This window comes from Streptomyces daliensis (genome assembly GCF_054782395.1).
Genome location: NZ_BAAGSO010000106.1, coordinates 416,869 through 434,472 on the forward strand (window position 1 = coordinate 416,869; position 17,604 = coordinate 434,472).

The window sequence follows — 17,604 nt, forward strand, 5'->3', positions numbered from 1 at the left end:
AAGGGCCGGGGGAGGGGCGGTTCAGCGGGACCGGAGCGGCACGGGCCTGGCCCGTTCTCCGGACACGGCGGGTTCGGCGCGCCGCCCCTCGTCAGAGAGAGCCATGGAGAGGAACGCGAGCGCCGAGCAGCCCAGGGGCAGTGTCGCCAGCGAGCACAGCAGCAGGGCGAGCGCCACCGGGGTGAGCGTCAGCGCGGCGCCCGCCGCCGAGGGGCCCCCGACGCCGAGCCGGAGCAGCGCGGTGCGGGCCTCCTCACCCGCCGGTCCCGCCACGTACCGGAACAGCCCGTACCCGCACACCGTGGTCACAGCGCCCGTCGAGCACACCCCGCACACGCGCCACCAGGAGCTCCGCACCAGCGTCCACGAGCGGCGTAGCGCGGACAGCGGGGCGCGGCCCTCCAACACGGTCACGGCGGGCGCGAGCGCGAGGCGGACCCGTACGAAGAAGGCGAGGGCGAGGAGCGCGAACGGGACGACGCACCCCGTCAGCACCGTCAGCGCGCACTGCGCGGGACCGTGCGGCGCCGCGCTCACCCCGGGCACCGCGCCCGAGCGGACGGCGGCCATGGCGGCGCAGCCAGCCAGCGCCGTTCCGCCCACGCACAGCCACACCAGCAACTGCACCCCGAGCGCGGCCCGCAGCCGCGCGCGGGTGCGCCGCCACAACTCGCCCCTGGCCAGCGGCAGTCGCGTGGCGGCGGCTTCGAGCGCCACGCCGTGGGCGCTGTGGAGCACGGCCATGAGGCAGGCGGTGATGAGCAGCAGGAGCGGTACGAGTGCCGCGCCGACGGCGAGCGCTGACCCGGGCAGCCCGGCACCGGCACCGGCACCCGTGCCCCCGCCCCCGCCCACGTCGAGCCCTGTACCCGTACCGGGACCGGGGCCGACGCCCGGCCAGAAGGCGTACGCGGGGAGGGCGGCGGACCCCGGTGCGGAGGGCCGCAGCCAGCCGTCCGCCGCCGCGACCACGGCGGTCGCCGTGACCGCTGCCGCCGCGCTCACGGCGGTGACCACCCCGTAGAGCGGCCGCCAGTGGCGGCCGATGACGGCGAGGACGCCCCCGGCGATCTCCCCCGGACCGAGCGGCCGGGGTGCCACCGTCGGGGTGGGGACACCGCGCGCCGGGACCTCGCCGTCCGCCGTGGCGCTCGTCGCGCTCCGCATGACGCTCACCCTTCGCCGGTGCCCTGCCCGCTGTGATGTCGTGCTCTCCAGAACGGCGGAGTATTCCGACCCGGCGGATCACGTGGCAAGGACCGTCCCCGTACCGGGGAGAACCGTCCCTTCACGCGCACGACCCACGTACACCCGTGCGGTCCCAGGCCCCCCCGAAAGGGCACCGGAACCCCGCCTCGCACCCACCTCGCGCCCGCTCCGCTCCGCTGCCGCCGTGCGTGTGATGTTCGCGTGGGTGCCGGGGCGCATGGGTACGCGGTCGTCGGGCGGGGCAAGGCTTACCGTCGCGGACACCGGCCGACACGGACAGGCCGGCCGCCAGAGACCACGGGAGGTTTCCCAGTGAAGTTCGGCATCTCGACGTTCATCACGGACCAGGGCATCGCACCGGCCCCGCTCGGCCGGGCCGTGGAGGAGCGCGGGTTCGACTCCCTGCTGATCGCGGAGCACACGCACATCCCGGTGGAGCGCCGCTCGCCCTACCCCGGGGGCGGCGACCTGCCGGGGATCTACTACCGCACCCTCGACCCCTTCGTGGCACTGAGCGCCGCCGCCTCCGTGACGAACCGGCTGCTGCTCGGCACCGGCGTCGCGCTCGTGGCCCAGCGCGACCCGCTGACCACCGCGAAGGAGGTGGCCTCCCTGGACCTGGTCTCCGGCGGCCGGGCGGTCTTCGGCGTCGGCGTCGGCTGGAACCGCGAGGAGATGGAGAACCACGGCACGGACCCCACCAGCAGGGGCCGTCTCGTGGACGAGCGGCTGCGCGCGATGCGTGAGCTGTGGACGAAGGAGAAGGCGGAGTTCCACGGGGAGTTCGTGGACTTCGACCCCGTCTACGCCTGGCCCAAGCCCGTGCAGAGCCCGCACCCGCCCATCTACGTCGGCGGCGGCGAGGCCGCCTTCCCCCGCGTGGCCGCGCTCGGCGACGCCTGGCTGGCCAACAGCGTGCCGCCCGAGCGGCTCGGCCCGCAGATCGACCGGCTGCGCGAGTCGGCGGGACGCGAGGTCCCCGTCACGGTGTACGCGGCGCCCCACAGCGCCGAGGCGGTCGAGGGCTACGCGGCGCTGGGCGTGGAGCGGCTGCTGTTCTACCTGCCCACGAAGCCCGAACCCGAGGCGCTGGCCGTACTGGACCGGCTGGCCGAGGCCGCCGAAGCGCACCGCTGACGGGCCGGTCGCCGTGGCCACTCTGACGGGCGCCGAGGCGAGGGCGGCGTTCGCCGGGAGCAGGGTGGCCCGGCTGGCGACCGTGGACGCGGACGGCCGCCCCCACCTGGTGCCCGTCGTCTTCGCGGTGACGGGGGACACCGTGGTGACGGCCGTCGACCACAAGCCGAAGCGCACGACGCGGCTGAAGCGGCTGGCCAACATCGAGGCCAATCCCGCGGTGTGTCTGCTCGTCGACGCGTACGACGAGGAGTGGGAGCACCTGTGGTGGGCGCGCGCCGACGGCACGGCGCGCGTCCTGCCCCCGGCGTCCGACGCGTCCGACGCATGCGACGCGTCCGACACAACCGGTGCGTCCGGTGCGGCGGACGCCGCCAGGTCGGCCGAGCTGCTGGGCCTGCTCGTGGAGAAGTACGGGCACCACTACGCGGGCCGCCCGCCGCGCGGCCCGGTGACCGAGGTGACGGTCGGCCGCTGGAGCGGGTGGCGACTGGGGTGAGGGTCACCGGATCACCGCGTCACCGCGTCAGCGGATCTGGCGGCGTACCAGCTCGTGCAGTTGCCCGCCCGTGTCCGCGAGCAGCTCCGCGGGCGGGCCCTCCTGGACGATCCTGCCCTCCGACATGACCAGGACCCGGTCGGCGTCCATGACCGTGGAGAGCCGGTGCGCGATGACGACGCGGGTGGCGCGCAGTTCGCGGGTACTCTCGATCACGACGCGCTGGGTCTCGTTGTCCAGCGCGCTGGTCGCCTCGTCGAAGAAGAGGACGCGCGGACGCCGGATCAGGGCCTGGGCGATCATCAGCCGCTGGCGCTGGCCGCCCGAGATGGTGCCGCCGCCGTCCGAGAGCATCGTGTGCATGCCCATCGGCATGCGCTTGATGTCCTCGGCCAGGCCCGCCATCCTGGCCGCCTCCCACGCCTCCTCCTGCGAGTACATCTCCGTGCCGCAGATGGCGTCGAGGATCGACCCCGTGAAGGGCTGTGCGTTCTGGAGGACGACGCCGCACTGGCGGCGGACGCTTGCCTGGTCGAGGGCCGCCAGGTCCTGGCCGTCGTAGAGGACGCTCCCGGAGGCGGGCCGGTCGAAGCCGATGAGCAGCCGCAGCAGCGTCGACTTGCCGCAGCCGCTGGCCCCGACGACGGCGACGAACTCACCCGCGCGGATCCGGAACGAGACGTCGTCCAGCACCAGCGGGCCGTCGTCGGAGTAGCGGAAGGACAGTTGCCGCGCCTCGATGTCACCGGACAGCGCACCGGGCTGGGTGCTGGCTCCGCGTACCTCGGGCATCTCGTCGAGCACCGGCTTGATCTGCTCGAACATGGGCAGCGCCGAAGCGGCCGAGATCAGCGCGCCCGTGAGCTGGGTGACCGAGGTGAGCATCATCGTCACGGCGGTGTTGAAGGTGAGGAACGCGCTGGAGGAGAGGCTGCCGCGCGCCGGACCCGCCAGCAGCATGAACATGAGGAGCGAGCAGAGCGGCAGATAGACCGCGTTGACGACCGTGGTCAGGTTCTTGATCCGGCCCACCCGCTGCTGGAGTTCGCGGCTGCGCGCGAACTCGCGCGCCCAGTCCGCGTAGGCGAAGCTCTCCGCCGCCGCGACGCGCAGCTTCGGCAGCCCGCGCAGCGTCTGGAACGCCTGGTTGTTGAGCTTGTTGGTCAGCTCGACGAGTCTGCGCTGCCAGCGCAACTGCCACAGCCCCATCCCGAGGAAGACGGCGGCGATGACGGTCAGCATCCCGAGCGCGGTCAGCGCGAGCGGGACGCTGAAGAAGAGCAGCAGCACGAGGTTCATCGCGCCGACCGTCACCGACTGCACCGCCACGGGCCCGACGCCGGACAGCAGGCGTCGCATGGTGCTGACCCCCATGGCGGCGCTGGCCAGTTCGCCGGTGGAGCGCTCCGTGAAGAAGCGCGTGGGCAGCCGCAGCAGCCGGTCCCACACGGCGGGCTGAAGCGTGCTCTCGACGCGGCCCTCCATGCGCAGGATCGAGAGGTTCTGGAACAGCATGAACGCGGCCGAGACCACGCTCGCGACGATCACGGCCAGCGAGACCTGGACGATGAGACCGGTCTCGGCGTTGGGCACGAACTCACCCAGCACCTGCCCCGTCGCCACTGGCACCAGCGCCCCGAGGCCGACGGTGACCAGCCCGCCCAGCACGAGGTTGCGCACATCGCCGCGCGTGCCGCGCACGCTGAAGCGCAGCAGGCGCCAGGCGCTCATGGGGCGGTCGGGCAGCGGCCGGTAGAACATGACGGCGCGCGGCTCGAACTCCTCCGCGCGCTTGGCACCGATCCGCGTGCGCTCGCCGGACGCGTCGACGGCCTCGTAGCCGCCGCGCCGCCACAGCAGCGCCACCGGAGCGCCGCCGTCCGTGCGGTGGCCCACCAGGGGGCCGGTGTTCTCCCGCCACCAGCGGCCGTCGAGCCGTACGACGCGGGTGCGGATCCGGGAGCCGAGCGCGACCCGTTCGACGGCGCTCAGCCGCTCGTCCGGCGAGCGCACGCGCCGCGCGGGAGCCGACAGCGTGATCCCGGCCGCCTCGGCGACCCGGCGGCAGACGGCGAACGTGGCGTCGTCCCCGGCGCCCGGCGCGCGCACGGTGGACCTGCCCGAGGTGCCGATGGAGGCCACGAGCGCCTGGTCGGCCTGCGCGCGTACGGTCTCGCCCGCCTCGATCCCGGCGGCCGTGCGGTCCTCGTGGGCCCGCTCCAGGCGCTCGATCCAGCGGTCGAGCGTGGACAGCAGCCGGTACTGCTGGTTGACCATGCGCTGCCACATCGCGCCGTCGACGAGCAGTTCGCCCGCCGCCTCCTCGCCGAAGGCGGCACCGTACTCGACGCTTCCGGGGGAGACGGGCATCCACAGGACGTCCTCGTCCTCGTCCCCGTCCTGCCCCTCCTCGCTCGTGCCCTCGCCGGTGCCGCCCGGTCCGGCGCCGACGCTGCGCTGCCCGTCCAGCGGGGCGTCCGACAGCACGCGCAGACCGCGCCCCACACCGAGCGCGAACGCGTCCTCCAGCGGGCTGAGGCTCCCGGCCGGATCGCCGTACGGGTACGGGTACGGGTTCGGGGCGCCGTCGCCTTGGCCGTACGCGTACCCGGACTCGTAGCCCTGCCCGTAGCCGTACCCGTAACCGGCGTCCTGCGCGGGTGCGGGCTCCGGCCTGAACAGCTCCCGCAACTGGATGCGCCGCAGCACGCTCCCCTGGAGCGGCCTGCCCACCAGCGTGTGCCGAGGCCCCTCGACGGGGCCGATCAGCAGGGTGCCGGGCGCGAGGCGGCCGAGGAAGTGCCAGTGGCCCTGCTGGGAGGCGTCGACGGCGAACAGGTCCATAGCCCCGTCCTCGACGAGCCACAGGACCTGCGGGCCCTCCAGCGACAGGCTGCGTCCCCCGCTGAGGTCGGGGCGCTCGCCCAGCCCGCCGAGCGCGGCGATCACGGCGTCACCGGGGCCCGCGTCAGGGCCCGTGCCTATGCCTGTGCCTATGCCCGTTCCGGTGGCCTCCGGCTGCTGGTGAACGGACGTCAACTCAGTGCTCCTTGACCAGGTCGGCGTACGGGCCCCGCGCGGCCACCAGTTCCTCGTGCCGCCCGCGCTCCACGACGGTCCCGTGGTCCAGCACGACGATCTCGTCGCTGTCGCGCACGGTGCTCAGCCGGTGCGCGATCACCACGCAGGCGCAGCCGCGCCGCCGCAGGTTATCGATGATGACCCGCTCGGTCTCCGCGTCCAGCGCGCTGGTCACCTCGTCGAGCACCAGGATGCTGGGCCTGCGCACCAGGGCCCTGGCGATCTCCAGGCGCTGCCGCTGCCCGCCGGAGAAGTTGCGCCCGTCCTGCTCCACCCGGCAGTGGATGCCGCCGGGGCGGCGGCTGAGCGTCTCGTGGATCGCGGCGTCCTGGAGCGCGGCCACCACCGCCTCGTCCGGGATCGACGGGTCCCACAGCGCCACGTTGTCGCGCACGGTGCCCTCGAAGAGGAAGACGTCCTGGTCCACGAACGACACCGAGGCGGCGAGCGCGCCCCTGGGGATGTCCTCCAGCCGCTGCCCGTCGATGCGGACCGCGCCCTCCCACGGGCTGTAGAGGCCGGAGATCAGCCGCGACACCGTCGACTTGCCGCTGCCCGAGCCGCCGACGAGCGCGACCTGCTGGCCTGGCCCCACCGCCAGCGAGAAGTCCGTGAGCAGCGGCTTGTCGAGCGGGCTGTAGCCGAAGGTGACGTTCTCCAGTGCCACGTGCCCCTTGAGCCTGCGCGTGCTCGCCTCGGGTTCGCGGCGCGTGTAGAGCGGGTCGACGGGGAAGTTCTCCACGTCCTTGAGGCGTGCCACGTCGGCGGCGAAGTCCTGGATGCGCCCCGCGACCCCGTTCAGCCGGGTGATGGGCGCGGTGAAGCGGGTCACCAGCGCCTGGAAGGCCACCAGCAGCCCGATGGAGATATGGCCCTCCACCGCGCGCATCCCGCCGATCAGCAGGATGAGCGCGCTGTTGAGCGCCGCGAGCGTGGGCGCCACGACGGCCAGCGCCGCGCTCGGCACGCCGAGCCGCTGCTGCTCCTCCAGCGTCGTCGCGTGCTGGCCCGCCCAGCGGCGGAAGTAGCCGTTCTCGCCGCCGGTCGCCTTCATCGTCTCGATGAGCTGGAGGCCGCTGTAGGAGGTGTTGGTGAGCCGTGCGCTGTCGGCGCGCAGCTTCTGCGTACGGGTGGCACGCAGCTTCACCACCACGCGCATCGCGACCACGTTGAGCAGCGCGATCAGCACGCCGACGACGGTGAGCTGCGGATCGTAGGTCCACAGCAGCACGGCGTAGAGGATCACCACGACCGCGTCCACGCCCGCAGCGGCGAGGTCCCTGGCCAGGGTCTCGGCCACCGTGTCGTTGGACTGGAGGCGCTGCACCAGATCGGCCGGGTTGCGCTGCGCGAAGAAGGTGACGGGCAGTCTGAGCAGATGCCGCAGGAAGCGGGCGCTGCTCAGCGTCGAGGAGATGATGCGCCCGCGCAGCAGGTTGGCCTGCTGGAGCGCGGTGAGGACGACGGTGAGCACCACCATGGCCGCCATCGAGGCGAACAGCACGCCCAGCGAGGACGTCTGGTCGCCGATGAGGAACATGTCGATGTACGTGCGGCTGAGCGCGGGCACAGCCGCGCCGACGCCGACCAGCAGCAGGCTGGCCAGCAGCGCGGCGAGCATCGTGCCCGTGGTGCCGCGCAGCCGCGCGGGCATGGCGCCCATGATCCCGGGCTTCCTGCCGCCCTTGCGGAAGCCCTCGTCCGGTTCGAAGGTCAGCACGACGCCGGTGAAGCTGCTGTCGAAGTCCTCCATGGACACGAAGCGGCGGCCCTTGTCGGGGTCGTTGATCTGCACGCCCCGGCGGCCGAGGCGGCGCGCCGTGCCGTCGTAGACGACGTAGTGGTTGAACTCCCAGAACAGGATGGCCGGGGCCCGCACCTCGGCGAGCGCGGCGGGCTCCATCTGCATGCCCTTGGCCTTGAGGCCGTAGGAGCGCGCCGCCTTGAGGAGGTTGCTGGCGCGGGAGCCGTCGCGCGAGACGCCGCAGGCGATGCGCAGCTCTTCGAGGGGGACGTGCCGCCCGTAGTGCCCGAGCACCATGGCCAGCGAGGCGGCGCCGCACTCCACGGCCTCCATCTGGAGGACGGTGGGGGTGCGCACGCTCTTCCCCTGGCCGCCCTTGGGCAGCGGCTGCGGGCGCGTGCGGTTGGCGCGCCGCCGCCCCGACCTGGGCTCGGGGCGGTGCCTGCCGCGGCCCGCTGGGGGCAGTTGCTGCGCGCCGGGGGAGGGGCTGGGGGCGGGGGTGGACGGGGAGGACTGCGGCGCGGTCACGGGAGGAGCCAATCGATCGGACGCTGCGCGGCGAGGTGGATGGCGCCGTCGGCCAGGGTCATGGAGTCGATCGCGTACGGCGGACCCTGCTCCGACGACCAGGTGTAGCCGGACTTGGTGCGGGAGGAGCGGTCGAGCCGCACCATGACAGCGACCGGGTGGCCCTGCCGGGAGAACTGGCGGCTGAGCTGCGTATCGCCGAGGAACCCGGCGATCTGCCGCTCCGTCTGGGGCGTACGGCCCACCGCCTGCACCCGGCCGCGCAGCACGCCGAACTGCTGGGTGGGCGCGGACTGGACCGTCAGATCGACGGAGGCGCCCACGGGAACCGTCGCGCCGCTGTCCCCCGGCACGTAGAGCATGGCCACAAGGGGCTCGTCGGGGCGCTCGACGCGTTCGACGGTGGCCACGTCAGCTCCGGTGGTGACCACGCTGCCGATCTTGGACACGAGGGTGGTGACGCGGCCCGCGGCGACGGCGCGCACGGCGCGGTAGCCGCGCTCCGTACGGACCTTGAGCAGCGGAGAGCCCGTGCGCAGCGTCTCGCCCTCCTTGGCGAGCACCTCGGTGACCTGCCCGGCGACCGGGCTCTGGAGAACGTAGCTGCCCTGGGCGTGGGTGAGCACCCCGGGCGCGCTGAGCTTGGAGGAGACGGAGCCGGTCACGGCCCAGAAGCACGCGGCGGCCATGACGACGACCGTGACGGTGAGCACGAGCCAGCCCTGCGGGCGGGCGAAGCGCACCGGAAGATCGAGTTCTTCGGGCGATTGCAGCTTGGAAAGCGCCTTTTGCCGGAACTGCACGGAACTATTCCCTCAACTGCATTCATCTCATTCGGGCCCAACGCGGCCTGACGCTAACACGGACGTCGCTGCGCGCCGATGGCCGTCATCCGGCCCGGCCCAAAGGTGTCCGAAGGCCCCGGAACGGTGACGTTCCGGGGCCCACGGTGCGCTCCAGCGGCAGTTTTACGTGCCGAAGAGCGGAGCTTCAACGCTCGTGATTCCGCCGCTCGGCGGCGAAGGGCGCCTCAGAGACCGGCGAGACCGGTGACCGCGGTGGTGTTGACGCCGGTGACCTGCGAAACGGTGCCGGTGACCTCGGAGACCGGGGCCACGGAGTCGACGGTGCCGACGACGTCGCCGACGACCGGGCCGAGAACGCCACCGGACACGTTGTCCAGGTCGCTGTCGGAAATCTCGCGGGTCTCAACCTGGGGGGTGAAGTCCATGACTTGGCCCTTCTTTCGTCTGTGCTGGGTATTTCAGTAGGCCGACGGGCAGGCTGCCGGGTAAATGGCGGCCCGTCCGTCTGGGCGGTCGTCAGGCTGCCAAAAAGGCGACCATTTCTTCAACTCCCGCAACTGGCCCGATCAAAGCATGTCGGCGGGGCGCACGGCCACTCGGTCAACTGCCGATTCAGGGAGCATCCCCGGACAGAACTTCGCCGAAGTGGACTCCCTTGCACCGCTTGGTGGCGACGTCTTCACACGATCGGCAGAAGCCATTCTCTCCGGGTGGCACAGTGTGTCACGAGTAAGCGGACATTCCCGCGCCAACGGGTAATTGGATGCCCCGGGCATCCGAATTTCGCCGGGTGTCGCGGGTCGTATGCGTTCCCGATGTGCAGATCCGCTGAAAGCGCGGTGCGGAGCGCATATGTGCAGGTCCAGACCGTGCGCGCGCCTGTCCACAGCCGGGTCCGAGGGTCGGACCGGGCTCGAATTCGCATGGGGCGAGAAAAGGGAATCGGAGGTCGTGCGGTGCACGCGGGTGCGTGCGGGTGTACTGCGGACTTAAGTGCTCCGCGTCCTTCGATGTCGCGTTTTTCCGCATGTGGAGGTGCTTCTGCCGCATGTGCGGGTGGTGCCGGTCAAGTGGCGATACGGCGAACTCCCGTGGCGTGCCCGTCGTGAGGGCAGACGCAGTGGGCGCGTGCGGGGTTGAGCCGCGGCCCGCTCTGACCGGTGGAGAAGTTGTGGGGAGGGGTGCCCGGCGGGGGAGGCCCGGCAGGGGAATTCCGGTACGGGAATTCCGGTGCGGAAAATATCCCGGCGCGGGCCCTTTCCGTGGATGTCCGGTCCCCTGGGCGGCCCTCGCGATACCGGCCGCTGCGCGGTGAACGCGACCTGGCCGCGCCGGACATCGGCCGCACATCAAGCGGATCAGATCCTTCCGTGTTCTGGGTCCGCCTCGCCCGGCCGTACCCGGAACGTTCCCTCCCCCTTCGACGGGTGGATGAGGACGGTCCGCTTTCCCGTGCCCACACGAAGCACCGCTTCCCCACCGGAACCCACAAATCCGCAAACCCATTCAGAATGGGACTGGCGAGCGGGCAGGCGGACGGCAATGATGGCGGCATGACGGGGCGAGCTGGAGCAGGGGGAGGGGGCCGGCTTGTCGACGGGGCTGTGGCCGGGAGGCTGACGCTGTGCGCCGTATCGGGGAACCGGAGCACAGCCGTGCGCTCAACCGCCCTCGTGGGGACGAGGGCCAGGACATCCAGTACACGCGGCACATCCAATACGCGCGGCACATCCAGTGCACGCGCCGCACGCAGTGGCGGTACACCGCCGTGACACCGGTCGTACGAGGTCGGCGCGGGGCCAACAGCCCTCGCCCCGGGCCGTATCCGCGCACCGACACCGCATCGGCGACACCCGCCGGCGGACGGACGGCGGCAACCACCGGACCGCACGCGTGCGTCCTTGTCACCGTCCGGCCGGGCACCGCCCGGCCGCGTGCCGCCTCGAAGCTCCGCGTCCCGCACACGCGGCGGGGTCTTCGGGCCGGCGAGCACAGTCACAGCACGGGGGGGCGGGTGATCCCGCTGTACGAACGAGAAGCGCTGGTGGTTTCCGCGCTTTAGGCGAACGGCACCGGGACGTGCCGCGCCGGTCGGCAGACGGCCGACAATCCTGTCTTGCGTCTCTATGTGGTGGCCGGGCCTCGGGGTGGCCTCGGCCGATCGCTTTTCAACTAGGACATCAACCGTCAGGTTTCGGGGGTGGAACCGGCTATGAAGTTGGTGGAACGGGACAAGGAGCTGGCGATTCTGGGGGGCATGCTCGACGCGAGTGCGGCCGGGCATGGCGGAGTGGCGTTGATCAGTGGTGCCGTGGCCAGCGGCAAGACGGCCCTGCTCCGCGCTTTCGGGGAGCGCGTGGGTGCGACGGGGGCGCTGTTCCTCCAGGCCACGGGCTCGGGCTTCGAACGGGATCTGCCGCTCGGAGTGATGGGGCAACTGCTGCTCGGAGCCGATCTGCCGGAGGCGGACACCGCGCTCGCCACCCGGCTGCTGGACCTGGTCGCGGTGACCGCGCCGGTGCGGGCCGCGGAGGGAGCCATTCCCGCGGAGCTGGCGATCAATGTGTTTCCCAGGCTCTGCGGAATTCTCCTCGCCCAGGCGAGGAGGCGGCCCGTGGTGCTCAGTATCGATGACGTACACCATGCCGACGCACATTCGCTCGAATGCGTACTCTATCTCGCACGTAGGCTCGAAGTAAGCAGAATTCTCGTGGTGTTGGGCGAAAGCAGCAGTTTTCCCTGGGAGGACTCGCGTTTCCGGGACGAATTGCTGCACCGGCCCGGTTGCCGCCATCTGCGGCTCGATCTGCTCCCGTGGCAGGGCGTCACGGAGATGATCACCGCGGGGCTCGGCGGGCGCAGAGCGCGTCCGCTCGCCTCCGACTTCCACTGGCTCAGCGGCGGCAGCCCGCTGCTGATGCGCGCGCTGCTGGAGGACTACCACGCCTCGGAGCGGGCCGGTTCGGCCGAACTGGTGCCGGGCGAGGCGTTCGAGCAGGCCGTCACCTCGTGCCTGTACCGCAGCGACATCGCCACCCGGCGCGCCGCCTGGGCACTCGCGGTGCTCGGCCCGGACGTCTCCCACGACGCGCTCGCCGAAGTCCTGGGCACCTGCCCGGAGTCGGCGGACCGCAGTCTGACGGCGCTGGGCGAGATGGGGCTGCTCAGCTCCGGCTGGTTCCGGCACGAGGCGGGCAGGGCGGCGGTGCTCCAGAGCATGGAGCCGCCCCACCGCGCCCGGCTCGAAGCCCGGACGGCCGAGGTGCTGCACGACCGAGGCGAACCGGCCGTCGTCCTGGCCCGGCATCTGATTGTGGCCGAGCCCATCGAGGCGTCGTGGACCCTGCCCACCCTGCTGGAGGCGGCGGAACGGGCGCTCGACGAGGACGAGGTCGGCCTCGCGCTGGACTGCCTCCGCGTCGCGGGCGACTCCTGCGCCGACGAGCGGCAGGACCTGACGGTCAGGGCTGCCCTCATCCGCGCGGGCTGGCGCATCAACCCCTCGGACGCGGCGGGCCAGCTGCCCGCGCTGACCGGGGCGGCGCTCGAAGGGCGCCTCGGCGCGAGGGACACCAAGGCCCTGGTCGGCTGCCTGCTGTGGTTCGGCAAGGTCGACGAGGCGCTCGGCGTGCTCGGCGCCGCCTCGGCCCGCCGGACGCGGGCCCCGGGCGAGGACGCACCGGCGCGGGGGCGGCCGGCCGTCGAGGGACCGGTGACGCAGGGACCGGCTACGGAGGCACCCGTGGCGGAGGCGCCGCGCGGGGGCGGCGGCTTCCTGGAGCCCGACTTCGTCCGGCTCTGGATGACGTACGGCTACCCGGGCCTTCCCGGCGCCCGTCGGCCAGGACTCCCCGGCGCCGAGCACCGAAGGCCCGGCGACGGCCACGCGCGGGGCCCCGAGGGGCCCCGTACGCCCGCGGGCACGCCCGCCGCCGTGCCGGGCGGCGGCGGCCCGTCGTCGCCCGGCACGGAGGAGCTGGCGATGTCGCTGCTGGACAGGCTCCTGGGCCAGGGGACGGAACCGTCCCGTGGGGCCACCGCCGAGGTGGCCGCGAGGGCGGAGGAGGTGCTGGAGAGCACACGCCTCAAGGAACGCACCCTCCCGGCGCTGATGGCCGCCGTGGCCACGCTCGTCTTCGCCGACGAACTGGGCAAGGCGGCCCGCTGGTGCGACGCGCTGTACGAGGAGGCGACGGAGCGGCACGCGCCGATGTGGCAGTCGCTGGCCGCGGCGGCCAAGGCGCTGGTGGACATCCGGCGGGGAGGGCTGAGCGCGGCGGAGGAGTCGGCGCACACCGCGCTGACCCTGGTCTCGCCTGAGGGCTGGGGCGCGGCCATCGCCACCCCCGTCGCCGCGCTGCTCTACACCAAGGCCATGATGGGCCGGTTCGACGAGGCGGCGGCGCACTTGAGCGTGCCGGTGCCCGAGGCGGCCTTCCGCACGCCGGGCGGGCTGTTCTACCTGTGGGCGCGCGGTCACTACTACCTCGCCGTCGGGCGCCCCTACGCCGCGCTCGACGACTTCCACGCGTGCGGCGATCTCATGATCAAGTGGGAGCTGGACTTCCCCGCCTTCGTGCCGTGGCGCACCGATGCCGCGCAGGCGTATCTCTCGCTGGGGGACGAGCACCGGGCACACGCGCTGGCGGAGGAGCAGCTCGTGAGGGTCGGCACCGCACGCACCTGGATGCGCGGGATCTCGCTCCGGGTGCTCGCTGCCACCGTCGAGCCGGGGAAGCGGCCCCGCTTCCTCAGCGAGGCCATCGAGATCCTCCGGGAGCGCGGGCACCGGCTGGAGCTGGCCCGTGCCATGGACGAACTGGCCCTGGCCTACCGCGAGCTGGGCGACGAGGGCAGGGCCCGGGCACTCGCGCGCAAGGCGCTCCAGTTGATGCGGGAGAGCGGGGTGGAGCCGCCCGCTGAGGAGGAGCGGATCCGCCGCGCTGAGCCCGCGGCTCCCGCGCCCGACGAACAGCCCTGGTCCCCGGGCGAGCTGTGGCAGCCTGGCGAGCTGAGCGAGGCGGAGCTGAGGGTGGCCACGCTCGCGGCGCGCGGGCACACCAACCGGCAGATCGCGGGGAAGCTGTTCATCACCGTCAGCACGGTCGAGCAGCATCTGACCCGGGTCTACCGCAAGCTCGACGTCCAGCGCAGGACCGACCTGGCGGCCAAGCTCAGATCGGATGTCGCGGGACCACCGGGCAGGCCCGAGGGCGGCCGGGAGACCGGCACCGTCCGCAATCGCCTTCGCGCCGTCTGACGCCGCCTGCCGTCCGACGCTCCTACGGGCGCGGTCGTCCTCCTCGCATCGGGGAGGACGACCGCGCCCGTACCGCTGTGCGGGGAGCGGGAATTTACGCAGTTGGACACGGCCCGGATAGGCACCGGATTCGTTGAGGATTCTCCGGCCCACTTCTACTCTGTACGGAAATGAGAGGCGCGTCACAGAACTTGGGCACAAGCCCCGAACTGGATCGCGCGCATTGGGCGCCGGGGGAGAACATGAAATTTAAAGAACCGCCTGGCCGGTTCTAGTCGTGGGTGCCCCCCTCCGTGCGCGGACGGCTCACGGATGAATGACCGGCGAGGCACGGCGCCGGTCCCGTAAAGGCAGAGGGAGCCCTCATGGCGGGCGCGGTTCCGGAAGTGGCACGGCGGCGCGGGCGCGCCGCCGGAGGCCGGGTGCGCGGCGGCCGTGCAGCCCTCGGTCACCGCGGGATGTCGCGTGCGGTGCCGGTGCGCCGGGCGAGCCGTGTGCGCGCGTCGTCCCGTCGCCCCGGGGGAACGGGCGCGACGGAGGTGCGCCGCGGGCGAGAGCTGGGCCGGAAGCGACACTGTCCGGTAACTGGCAGGTTCTGTCCGCTGATGTGTCGTATTCCCGGTAGGGGTAGGGGTACCCCCATCCGGGCGATGTACGAGCCGACGCGCTGCCCGTCGGTCCGCGAAGCGCCGAAAGCCCGGGTGGTCTGGTCCAGTTGCTGGACACCCCCACGTTCACCAGGGACTTCACGCGCCGAAGACGTACGTACCAGTGATGATGTCGAGCGCGGTTTCCCGCCCTCCGGGCCGGAGATCGCCGTCCGCTGGCCGAGAAGCCAGGGAAACGTGGATAGGGGTACTGACTGTGAACTCGTGGTGTCGCGGGGTGCTGGCCATTCTTGATCCGCGGGATAAGGCGTAGGCGTGCGGTACGCACAGGGTGGCGGGCTGACCGCCGAACGGCAGGAGTTCCGGGAGCGGCTGAGACTCCAGGCCGCCGAGCGATTCGAACGGGGTGAGACGAACGCCGTCATCGCCAAGGACCTGCGGATCAGCGTGCGTTCGGTGCAGCGCTGGCGCCGCGCATGGCAGCAGGGCGGCCCGCTCGCGCTGAACTCGAAGGGACCCGCGTCCAGGCCCCGGCTCAGCCCCGCGCAGTTCCGTGAGCTGGAGGCCGAGCTGGCCAAGGGGGCCGCGGCGCACGGCTGGGCCGACCAGCGCTGGACGCTGGAGCGCATCAGGGCCGTCATCGCGCGCAGGTTCCACATGACGTACACCATCCAGGGCGTGCGCAAACTGCTGCGCCGTCACGGCTGGTCGTGCCAGGTCTCCGAGCGCTGGGCGACGGGGCGCGAGACGCTGGCCGAGGGGTGGATCAAGCAGGCGTGGACGCAGCCGGAACCGCCGAGGCGGCGCCAGGCACTCCGCGCCGACGACGCCATGGAGGGCCGCGAACTCCTGGTGGAGTGACCGCCGTCCGGCGCGCCTCCCGGTGGCGACTCCCGGCGTGCATCGCGTAGGGCGGTTGCCCACGGCATCCGGTTTTCCTCGCCGTGCGGAAATGTGCACTACGACATCACGAGTTCAGGGGCGGCAGATAGGGGTGCCTGGGCTCATAAGACGCTGTTAAAGTTAGTGTCCGAATAGGGGAGACTCGTCCGTTTCTACGTGGCGGACTGAGTAACGGGGAGAGGTCGAGTGGAATTGACAACGGGCAGAGTTCTGCAATTCGACGAGATGCGGGGCTTCGGATTCATCGCGGCCGATGACGGCGGCGATGACGTATTCCTGCACACCTCGGTCTTCACGGGGGACCCGAGCGATCTCGTGCCGGGGGCACGGATCGAATTCGAAATCATGGCCGGTGACCGGGGGCGCAAGGCATTCGCGGCGCGCCTGGCCGAGGAAACCGTCGATGCCGTTGACCAGTCCGCACCGTCCGTTCCCGAGGTGCAGGCGGCCAGGATCGCCGGGGAGGGGACGTGCGAGGTCCTCACCCGTGACGACTTCGGGCACGCCGTCACCGAGCTGCTGCTGGAAGCCGCACCGAGCCTGACCGGGGGCCAGGTACTCCAGGTGCGGCAGGGGCTGCTGGAGTTCGCCACGAAGCGTGGATGGGTCGACGCCTGACCGCACGGGGGCTACGGCACCTCCCGGCGGATGACGCGGGGAGGGCCGTACCAGCGGTCCGGCGTACATCATTCGGTGCGTCAGCGCTCGCTTGCGCACGGGGGATACGAAATCGTGAGGAGCTGGAGTTGGAGCCTGGGCAGGCGCAATTCGATCAACAGATAGTCGAAGAAGTCGAGATCAGCTCATTGTCGGTGATGGGCTCGCCAAGAATCTCCGGAGAAGATCCGGAACATGTCGAGGCACTGGCGGTGGCGCAGGCCCCGCTCCCACCGATCATCGTGCACCGCGCGACGATGCGCGTCATCGACGGACTGCACCGATTACGAGCCGCCGAAGCACGCGGACAGGACAAGATCGCCGTCAGGTTCTTCGACGGTGACGAGGCCGACGCCTTTGTCCTGGCGGTGGAATCCAACATCACACACGGCCTTCCCTTGTCGATGGCCGACAGAAAACAGGCGGCGGGGCGCATCATCGTGTCCCACGCGCAGTGGTCGGACCGGATGATCGCCTCCGTCACCGGGATCGCTCCCGGCACGGTCGCCGACATCCGGAGGAAGGTCTCGGCGGGAACGGCCGTCGAGGGCAGCAGGATCGGACAGGACGGCCGGGTCCGTCCCATCAACGGAGCCGAGGGGCGCAGGCTCGCCGGCGAACTCATCGCCGAGAACCCGGATCTGTCGCTGCGGCAGATCGCCCGGGCCGCGGGGATCTCCCCCGAGACGGCCCGTGACGTGCGGAACCGGATGCGCAGAGGAGAGGAGCCGCTCTCGAAGCCTCGTGGCAAAGCACGTACCCGCCACGAGGGCAGGCCGGCCGGTCCCCGCGGTGGCTTCGGCAGCAACACCGCGCCCGCGCGGACACCGATCGAGGACCGTATCGCCGCCGTGGACCGCCTCAAGGCGGACCCGGCACTGAGGTTCAGCGAGACCGGCCGCACACTGCTGCGGCTGCTCAACATCCACATGCTCACCGCGGAGGAGTGGGAGGAGATCATCGACAATGTGCCGCCGCACTGCAGCGGCATCGTCGCCACGCTCGCCCGCGAGTGCGCGGGGATCTGGGGAGAGATCGCGGTGCGGGTGGACCACCAGATGGCGGAGATCGTCTAGCGCTGTGGGTCGAGGACGGAAGGCTTTTCGGGGGCTGTGGCTGTTCAGGGGGCTGGTGCTGGGGTTGGGGTTGGGGTCGGGGGCTGCGGGCTGAGA

General features: G+C 71.9%; 10 protein-coding genes and 1 pseudogene. 6 read left to right on the top strand and 5 right to left on the bottom strand.

Annotated elements, in window-relative coordinates:
* Window positions 1-21 precede the first annotated feature (21 nt).
* Window positions 22-1,167, bottom strand: a complete 1,146-nt coding sequence (locus tag ACYVOO_RS29555; protein ID WP_461018761.1) for a hypothetical protein — start codon at window positions 1,165-1,167, stop codon at window positions 22-24.
* Between the two features lie 354 nt (window positions 1,168-1,521).
* Between ACYVOO_RS29555 and ACYVOO_RS29560 the strand changes: the two genes are divergently transcribed.
* Entirely contained in the window at window positions 1,522-2,346 is an 825-nt protein-coding gene (locus ACYVOO_RS29560) for an LLM class F420-dependent oxidoreductase (RefSeq protein ID WP_461018762.1), read from the top strand.
* 13 nt (window positions 2,347-2,359) lie between these two features.
* Window positions 2,360-2,845, top strand: a complete 486-nt coding sequence (locus tag ACYVOO_RS29565; protein WP_461018763.1) for a TIGR03668 family PPOX class F420-dependent oxidoreductase — start codon at window positions 2,360-2,362, stop codon at window positions 2,843-2,845.
* Between the two features lie 27 nt (window positions 2,846-2,872).
* Here ACYVOO_RS29565 and ACYVOO_RS29570 read toward each other — a convergent pair whose 3' ends face one another.
* The 4 genes from ACYVOO_RS29570 to ACYVOO_RS29585 all read right to left on the bottom strand — a co-directional run bounded on the left by ACYVOO_RS29570 (window position 2,873) and on the right by ACYVOO_RS29585 (window position 9,429).
* Window positions 2,873-5,830, bottom strand: coding sequence for an NHLP bacteriocin export ABC transporter permease/ATPase subunit (locus ACYVOO_RS29570; protein ID WP_461018794.1), 2,958 nt, complete (start codon window positions 5,828-5,830; stop codon window positions 2,873-2,875).
* 55 nt (window positions 5,831-5,885) lie between these two features.
* The gene (locus ACYVOO_RS29575) at window positions 5,886-8,198 is read right to left on the bottom strand and encodes an NHLP family bacteriocin export ABC transporter peptidase/permease/ATPase subunit (protein WP_461018764.1); all 2,313 of its coding nucleotides are present in this window, start codon (window positions 8,196-8,198) and stop codon (window positions 5,886-5,888) included.
* Entirely contained in the window at window positions 8,195-9,001 is an 807-nt protein-coding gene (locus ACYVOO_RS29580) for an HlyD family efflux transporter periplasmic adaptor subunit (RefSeq protein WP_461018765.1), read from the bottom strand. Before ACYVOO_RS29580 ends, ACYVOO_RS29575 begins: the two co-directional genes overlap by 4 nt.
* 227 nt (window positions 9,002-9,228) lie before the next feature.
* Complete coding sequence (locus ACYVOO_RS29585; protein WP_461018766.1) at window positions 9,229-9,429, bottom strand: type A2 lantipeptide; 201 nt, start codon at window positions 9,427-9,429, stop codon at window positions 9,229-9,231.
* A gap of 1,787 nt (window positions 9,430-11,216) precedes the next feature.
* Between ACYVOO_RS29585 and ACYVOO_RS29590 the strand changes: the two genes are divergently transcribed.
* The 4 genes and pseudogenes from ACYVOO_RS29590 (at window position 11,217) to ACYVOO_RS29605 (ending at window position 17,508) form a co-directional block, all read left to right on the top strand.
* Window positions 11,217-14,264 carry a helix-turn-helix transcriptional regulator gene (locus ACYVOO_RS29590; protein WP_461018767.1) on the top strand — a complete coding sequence of 1,016 codons (3,048 nt, stop codon included), beginning with the start codon at window positions 11,217-11,219 and terminating at the stop codon, window positions 14,262-14,264.
* 923 nt (window positions 14,265-15,187) lie between these two features.
* Window positions 15,188-15,619: pseudogene (locus tag ACYVOO_RS29595) on the top strand (winged helix-turn-helix domain-containing protein); the annotation flags it as partial.
* Between the two features lie 342 nt (window positions 15,620-15,961).
* Window positions 15,962-16,393, top strand: a complete 432-nt coding sequence (locus ACYVOO_RS29600) for a cold shock domain-containing protein (RefSeq protein WP_461018768.1) — start codon at window positions 15,962-15,964, stop codon at window positions 16,391-16,393.
* 197 nt (window positions 16,394-16,590) lie between these two features.
* Window positions 16,591-17,508, top strand: a complete 918-nt coding sequence (locus tag ACYVOO_RS29605; RefSeq protein ID WP_453350306.1) for a streptomycin biosynthesis protein — start codon at window positions 16,591-16,593, stop codon at window positions 17,506-17,508.
* Window positions 17,509-17,604: the final 96 nt, after the last annotated feature.